Genomic DNA, 7074 nt, shown 5'->3' with positions numbered 1-7074 from the left:
GCGACCAGATCCAGGGCTCGACGCCGAAACTCCGGCGAATGTGGTGCGGGCATCTCACGGACTCCTTCCGAGACGATCATCGCCTCAAAGTTGGTGTCCGGAAAAGCGGGTCAGGCTCCGATGTCGTGCTGGAGTTCACGCGATCGGATGGTTCTGGGGTCGAGTCCTCGTATGAGGAGTCGGTGCGGGTGAGTGTGCAGGTGCTGTGCGGTCCGGGGTCGGTTCCGGCACCGGACTCAGCGCAGCAGGTTGGGGACTGCAAGGTGGTGCGCTTCTTCACGGAGCCAGTGGAGCCCTGACATGCCTGCCCCGGTCGCCACCGTCACTGCCCTCGCCGGAACGAGGACGGGACGCCGGGTAGCCGTCGGGATCGTCCTTGCCCTCGCGCTGATGGCGGGCATCGCGATCACACCACTGATCGCGATCTCCTTCGCCGTCGTGGGCGCCAGTGCCGGCGCGCGGGGCACCGCAGCCCCCGGCATCGAACCGGCCGTCCAGGGCGAGTGGGGCTACCCGCTGGCAGGTGCGTACACGAAGGGCCGCGGATTCGGGTACAACCCAGTGGTCGGGTGCAGCTACTGCCCGAGCCAGCACCGCGGCTACGACATGGCCCAAGGCTGCGGCAGCACCATCTACGCCGCCGGGCCCGGCGAAGTGATGACCGCCGGCGTCTACCTGGACTACGGCAACACGGTCCGCATCGACCACGGTAACGGTCTGGTCACCATCTACGGCCACATGCAATGGAACTCGATCCGCGTCGACGTCGGGGAGTCCGTCTCCGCCGGGACGCCACTCGGCGCGGAAGGCAACACCGGCCGCTCCTTCGGCTGCCACCTGCACTTCGAAGTCCGCCAAGACAACACTCGCCTGGATCCCCAACCGTTCATGGCCGCCCGCGGCCTCCCCCTGACCTGAGAGCGACCACCACGGAAGGAACCGCCATGACCACCCCATTTCGCACCCCACTGGATGTCGACGTCCCAGACATCCAGCCGGACTACTCCGCGCCCTTCTTCGAAGGATTCCAAGTCATCGCGTCCTGGATCCTCGCCGTGGCCATGCTTGTGGTCCTGGTGATGCTCATCATCGCCGGCGCCGCGCTCGCCTTCCGCGGCCTCGCGTCCGACCGGGTGCGCACCTGGGCGGGCGAGAGCATCATGTGGATCTTCCTCGCCGCCGCCGTCCTCGGAGCCGCCAGCGGCCTGTTCGCCTTCTTCGTCAACTTCGACTTCGGCTTCTGACATGAGGATCGTGCGCATCCTGCTCGCCTCGCTCGCGCTCGGCGCCGGCCTAGCGATGGGCGCGCATGCACCGGCCGACGCCGCTCAGGACCCCTCAAGCCGGGCGGTGATCGCCGATGCGACTGCGATCACCGGTGAGCCATGGTCGGCTCCTCAGTACCCGGTCGGCTGTCAAACCGCCGGCGGACAAGGCACCTGCACACCCACGAGCCCTACGAACGTAACGGCACAGACCTGCTACCTGGGCGTGCTGGTCGCGGGCGAGCGAACCACGGTGTGCACCACCTACGAAGATCACGCAGACGCGATCCAAGCCGACGGCGGCAAGGTGGCGCTGGTTGAGTACGGCTGCAGTATCGGCGACGTAGCGTGCATCACGTTCGAGAACGCGGGCCGCGGAATGGCCATGTCAGCAACAGCGATGATGTACGCCGTTGCGGCGAACATGCGCTTCGATACCTCGTCGTTGCTGTGGGATGCGGCGACCGGGGAGTGGTCGTTCTGGGCGTGGGCGATCCTCGTCGTCACGTTCGGGTCCATGGTGTGGGCGGTCACCGCCGCCGTCGTCTCCGGCGACCGCGGCGAGGTTGTCGCTGCGGTCGGCAGATCCTTCCTCGCCGTCGCAGCAGTGCCGATCACCCTCTGGCTCACTGGACACCTGCTGAACGCGATGGACGACATGACTTGGTACATCATGAACCGCGACGGTCCGACGACGCTGTTCGCGACCCTCCAGGGAGTCATGTGGGCCGGCGGGCAGGCGAACTACTTCTTCGCGTTCCTCATCCACGGGCTCTTGATGGTCGGGATGCTGCTGCTCATGCTGGTCTTCACCTTCCGCAACATCGTCCTGGCCGCCCTCATCGCGGTCGGCCCGGTGGCGTGGATGCTGTTCCCCGTCCGCGGGCTCGGGCCGCAATGGGTGGTCCGCTACGTGTCCGCTGTCGTGGTACTCCTCCTCACCGGTCCACTCACGATCGGGTTCGTCACCCTCATCATCAACGGGCTCTCCGCGGTGAGCACCATCTGGGATCCGCAGGCGTGGCCGCTACTGTTCGGGCTGGCCCTGGTGGCGTTCGCACCGTTCGCGATCTTCGGACTGTTCAGCTTCGTCGGCGCTGTCGCCGCGGACGGCGTCGGCTCCCGGCTCGGCAGCCACGCCGGCCACCTCGGGGGCCGCGCCGCCCGCACCGCCGTCGCCATCCCCACCCGTCTGGGCAGCGCTCCCGCAGGAGTGGCGGCCAGCGCGAAGAACGGCACCGGCCGACCCGCGACCGCGACAACCAGTGGAGCCGACGCGGCGAAGACATCGACGGCGCGCGGTGCGAGCTCACCCGCTAACCGGACCGCCGCCGCGACGTCCACTGCTCCTCAGTTGGCGCGCGCCACGGCTTCACCGCCGCAACGGAGCGCCAGCTCACCGCCGCCTCCCTCGTCGCCCCGAGTGGAAAGGACTCCGTCATGAGCACGACCCCTGACCTCGCTCGCCCGGTGCGGCTGCCCCGCCGATCCCGGCAGGGAATCGTGATGGGCATGGACGGGTGGCAGCTCACCTTCCTTGCCGCCGCCGCCGTCACCGTCCTCATCGCGGTGAACCGGTTCGGCCCTCCGGGACTCCTCTACGCCGCGCCGATCTACCTCGCCCTCGGCGGGACAGCCGTCGCGACCATTCATGGCATCTCGGCACCCCGGATGGGCGGGCTTTGGGTGATGAAGCAGCTCCGCCACACGACCGGGGCGACCGAGCAACGGTTCCGGCCGGAACGCCGCGAACTGGTGGGCACGCTCAACCTCCCCGGCGTGCGAGCATCCATCCAGTTCTGGGACGTCAACGATGTCGCCTGCCTCTACAACCCCCACGAGCGAACCGTGTCCGTCACTGCGGAGCTCGAGGTGCAGGGCTTCCTGATGCACGACACCCCCGACCGGTACGACCTCGCCCAGCAGTGGGCGCAGGTCCTCGCCTCCTTCACCCAACGCCCCGGCGTGAAGCGGGTCACGCTGCAGGAGCGCACCCTACCCACCACGATCCGCGCCGCCCGGGAGCACTACGACACCGTCCGCGTCCGCCGCGAGCTGGACGCCGCGACCCCGGTCGTGGAGAACTACGAGGCAGTGATGAATGGGGCGGAGCGGTTCGCGGTCGCGCATCGCAATTACCTCACCTTCACCCTCGACCTCATCGCGCTCGGCCCGCAGCTGAAGTCCCTCGGCGGCGGCAAGGACGCCATCCAGACCCTCGCCTACCTCGAGGCCGGCAACCTCGCCGACGCCCTCCGGGCCGCAAAGGTCAGCGTCCGGAAGTGGCTATCTCCGCGGGATGTCGCCGCGCTGGCACGCGTGGCGTTCGACCCGGAATTCGCCCCTATCGTGCAGAACCGGGACGACACCCACATCGGGGTCGATCCGGTCGCGCTGGGCCCGATGCGCCTGGAGGAGCCGAAAGGGAAGAACGGGGTCGTATACACCGACTCCGGGGTGCACACCACGATGTGGGTGCACGAGTGGCCCCGGTCGGACGCACCGGTCGGGTTCGTCGCCCCGGTGGTGTTCGCCCGCCACCCGCACACCGGCGAAGCCGTCACCCACATCTTCTCCCTCGTCCTCACCCCCGTCCCCGTTAGCAAGGCGCTCAAGAGGATCCGGGACGAGAAGAAGGTGTGGCGAGGGAACGAGAAGCTGCGCGCGAAGCGCGGTGCCGACGGGTCCGCCGCGGATGCCGCGGACTGGGATGCGTTGGAGAAGCAGGAGCAGGAGATCGTCGCCGGGCACGGCGAGTTCCGCTACGGCGCCTATCTCACCGTCACCGCCCCCGACGAGGAACGCCTCGACCAAGCCCTCGCAGGGATGCGCAACGCGCTGTCGCGGGCGGGGATGGAGGCGCAGATCCTGTACTGCCAGCAAGCCGAAGCCCTCATGGTCAACGCACTCCCGGTCGGGCTGGGAATGAAGTGATGCCCCGCCACACCCCATTCTTCGAACCTGCTGGCCTCAACCGGCAAGAGCGTCGCACCCTGAAACGAACCGCGGCGCCAAGCTCCGGCAAAGAGACGCCGCGGAGCTCGCGACGAGACCGCAGCCTGCCGGAACCCACGGTGCGTGGGCCGTTGGGACCTGGGCTGACCGAAGGCGGGTATTGGAACCTGGCGCCGGCGTGGGTGCCAGCGCACCAGGCGACCTCGCAGCACCTGGCCGGGATCTACCCGTTCGTCGCCGATGCCGGCCTCGGCCACCGCGGCCCCATCATCGGCGTCGACCTGAACGCGGACGCGCTGTGGCACTTCTCGCCTTGGGAGACGTACGTGGATGCCACCGAGCGCGGCACCTTCTCCACCAACATCCTCGTCCTCGGCGCATATCGGGCCGGGAAGTCTGCCGCCGTGAAGACTCTCGTCACCCGGTCCCTCGCCTTCGGCCACCAAGCCGTCGTCCCCTCCGACGCGAAGGGCGAGTGGGTGATCGTCGCCGACTCGATCCCCGGCGGAAAGGTCATCACCCTCGGCGGCGGCACCACCGCCCGCCTCAACCCGCTCGACCGCGGACCACGCCGCTCGGATGCCGGCGACGAGCAGCACGAGCAGATGGTGCGGCAGCGGCGGATCGCCACCCTCATCACTCTCATCGAACTCGCCCTCGGCGGGCAACGCCTCACCGCCGTCGAGCACGCCTGCATCCACGACGCCCTGCAACGCTGCATCACCAACACCAACGACCAGCCCACCCTTCGCGGCGTCTACGACGAACTCGGCCGCATGACCACCGACCCCAGCGCCGACACTCGCCTCGCCGAGGCGGCCGTGCAGCCCCGGTTCGTGCTCCGCCGCTTCGTCGAAGGCGACCTCTCCGGTCTGTTCGAGGACGAATCGACAGTCGCGTTCGACGCCGACGCCCCGATCGTGGTCGTCGACACGTCCGAGTTGTTCGCGCGCGGCGACCTGGTCGCGCAGCTGACGCAGGTGTGCACGACGGCGTGGATTCAGGCGGTGGTGTCGGACCGGTCCGCGCACCGCACCCGGTACGTGATCCGCGAAGAAGGCTGGCGCGACATGACCTCCCTCGCGGCGCTGCAGATGTACCAGCAATGGCTCAAGCTAAGTCGGCACTACGGGATCAGCAACATCGTGATCCTGCACAAGATGGGCGACCTCGACGCCGTCGGGACCGCCGACTCACAGGAACGCAACCTCGCCTACTCGATCGTCGGCGACATCGAGAACAAGTTCATCTTCCGCACCAACCACCAAGAACAGACCTCGCTCCGCACCCGGCTGAACATGCCCACCCCGCACGTCGACATGGCCCGGCAGCTGCGCAAGGGCGAGTTCCTCGCCTACGTCGGCCAATACGCCTACCTGGTGGACTGCTTTGCCACGTCGACGCCGTGGGAGTACGAGCTGTTCAAGACCGACGACGCCGTCCGACCCTCCGACCATCAAGACCCCGCCCACCTCACCGTCCTCGCTCCGGACGAGTTGGACGACTACTGGCCCGCCCCCGCCGACACCGGCGTGGACGGGTGGCTCACCCCCACCAAGGAGTACCAATGACCACCCCACGCGTGTACGCGACCGTCACCGGCCCGACCGCCACCTTCACCACCCCCGACGGACACACCGAACCCCTCGAAGTCGCCCCCGACGAAGACATCCGGCAAGTCATCGTCGCCCGCACTGCCGAGGAAGCCCGCCGCAACGGGGAACCCGTCGAACTGGTCACCGCCGGCGACCGCGGCAACCACCGCCTCCTCATCACCACCACCGGCGACATCACCCAAGCCCCCGACGCCGAAACCTACGCGCCCCCAGCCACACCGGAGCAGAACGCACCCGCCGAGACACTGCGCCGCAGTATCACCATCACCGTCCCCGACGACACCCCTGCAAGCGAAGACGTAGGAAGGGAGCAGGCTCCCGGGCGAACCTCGTTCATCACCCCGCACACCGGACCGTCCACGGCCACCACAGGGTGGCGGGGTGTGCTGGCAAGCCTCGGGATTACGGTGAAGCCGTCCCCGGCGGAGGTTGCGCGGCGTGACCGGGAGCAGGTGGTCTCGAGACAGTGGGCCGGATGCCGCACCATCGCCGTCGTCAACGGGAAGGGCGGCGTCGGCAAGACCATGACCACCGCGATGCTCGCCGCCGTCTACGCGCGCTACGGCGGCGGCAACGTACTCGCGTGGGACAACAACGACACTCGCGGCACCCTCGGCTGGCGCACCGAACAAGGCCTCTACGACACCACAGTCCGCGACCTCCTCCCCGCCGCCCCGAACCTCCTTGCCCCCACCGCGGGGGTGTCGGATATCTCCCGGTTCGTGCACCACCAGACCACCGACCGCTACGACGTGCTCCGCTCCAACCCGGAACTGCTGGCCACCGACCAGCGGATCGAGCACACCGAGTTCGACCTGCTCATGCAGGTCGCCGCCCGCTACTACCGGTTGGTGATCTTCGACTCCGGCAACGACGAATCCGCCGAACGCTGGCTGCGCATGATCGACTCCAGCTACCAGCTCGTCATCCCCACCCTCGCCGCCCCCGAACCCGCCGAATCCGCCTCCCTCCTCTTGGACGCGCTGCGGCGGCGCGACGAGCGGTCCGCGCAGCTGGCCGCAAACGCGGTCGTCGTCGTCACCAACCCCGAACCCACCCAGCGGGCCGAGGTGGACCGGATCGTCGATGGGTTCACCGGCCAAGTCGGTGCGGTCGCGACCATCCCGTTCGACCCGGCGTTGAAGTCCGGGCCGCTGCGCTTCGACGCCCTGCACCCGAAGACCAGGGACGCGTGGGGCACCGTCGCCGCCTACACCGCATCCCACCTGTGAACTGAG

7 protein-coding genes are annotated in these 7074 nt (G+C 68.5%); all 7 read left to right on the top strand.

What is annotated here, in order from left to right; all coding sequences use genetic code 11:
- A partial coding sequence (locus HF323_RS15305; protein ID WP_211160586.1) for a hypothetical protein occupies nt 1-299 on the top strand: 299 nt, incomplete at its 5' end.
- Nucleotide 300: 1 nt separating this feature from the next.
- Nucleotides 301-918 (top strand): M23 family metallopeptidase, encoded by a 618-nt coding sequence (locus HF323_RS13810; protein WP_169583278.1) that lies wholly within the window; start codon nt 301-303, stop codon nt 916-918.
- A 26-nt stretch (nt 919-944) separates the two neighbouring features.
- On the top strand, nt 945-1244 hold the full coding sequence (locus tag HF323_RS13805) for a hypothetical protein (protein ID WP_169583276.1): 300 nt from the start codon (nt 945-947) through the stop codon (nt 1242-1244).
- 1 nt (nt 1245) lies between these two features.
- Nucleotides 1246-2709 carry a hypothetical protein gene (locus HF323_RS13800; protein WP_169583274.1) on the top strand — a complete coding sequence of 488 codons (1464 nt, stop codon included), beginning with the start codon at nt 1246-1248 and terminating at the stop codon, nt 2707-2709.
- On the top strand, nt 2706-4199 hold the full coding sequence (locus HF323_RS13795; RefSeq protein ID WP_169583272.1) for an SCO6880 family protein: 1494 nt from the start codon (nt 2706-2708) through the stop codon (nt 4197-4199). The genes HF323_RS13800 and HF323_RS13795 overlap by 4 nt, the downstream gene beginning before the upstream one ends.
- A gap of 203 nt (nt 4200-4402) precedes the next feature.
- Nucleotides 4403-5791, top strand: coding sequence for a hypothetical protein (locus HF323_RS13790; protein WP_169583270.1), 1389 nt, complete (start codon nt 4403-4405; stop codon nt 5789-5791).
- Nucleotides 5788-7068, top strand: a complete 1281-nt coding sequence (locus tag HF323_RS13785; protein ID WP_169583268.1) for a ParA family protein — start codon at nt 5788-5790, stop codon at nt 7066-7068. The genes HF323_RS13790 and HF323_RS13785 overlap by 4 nt, the downstream gene beginning before the upstream one ends.
- Nucleotides 7069-7074: the final 6 nt, after the last annotated feature.

The organism is Microbacterium sp. MF43 (assembly GCF_012847295.1).
Lineage (GTDB): Bacteria > Actinomycetota > Actinomycetes > Actinomycetales > Microbacteriaceae > Microbacterium.
The sequence above is the reverse complement of the archived record's forward strand: the minus strand, read 5'-3'. Positions and strand labels throughout refer to the sequence as shown.

Coding starts and splice junctions, on each gene's coding strand:
- HF323_RS13810 (WP_169583278.1), top strand. CDS start 301: ATGCCTGCCCCGGTCGCCACCGTCACTGCCCTCGCCGGAACGAGGACG.
- HF323_RS13805 (WP_169583276.1), top strand. CDS start 945: ATGACCACCCCATTTCGCACCCCACTGGATGTCGACGTCCCAGACATC.
- HF323_RS13800 (WP_169583274.1), top strand. CDS start 1,246: ATGAGGATCGTGCGCATCCTGCTCGCCTCGCTCGCGCTCGGCGCCGGC.
- HF323_RS13795 (WP_169583272.1), top strand. CDS start 2,706: ATGAGCACGACCCCTGACCTCGCTCGCCCGGTGCGGCTGCCCCGCCGA.
- HF323_RS13785 (WP_169583268.1), top strand. CDS start 5,788: ATGACCACCCCACGCGTGTACGCGACCGTCACCGGCCCGACCGCCACC.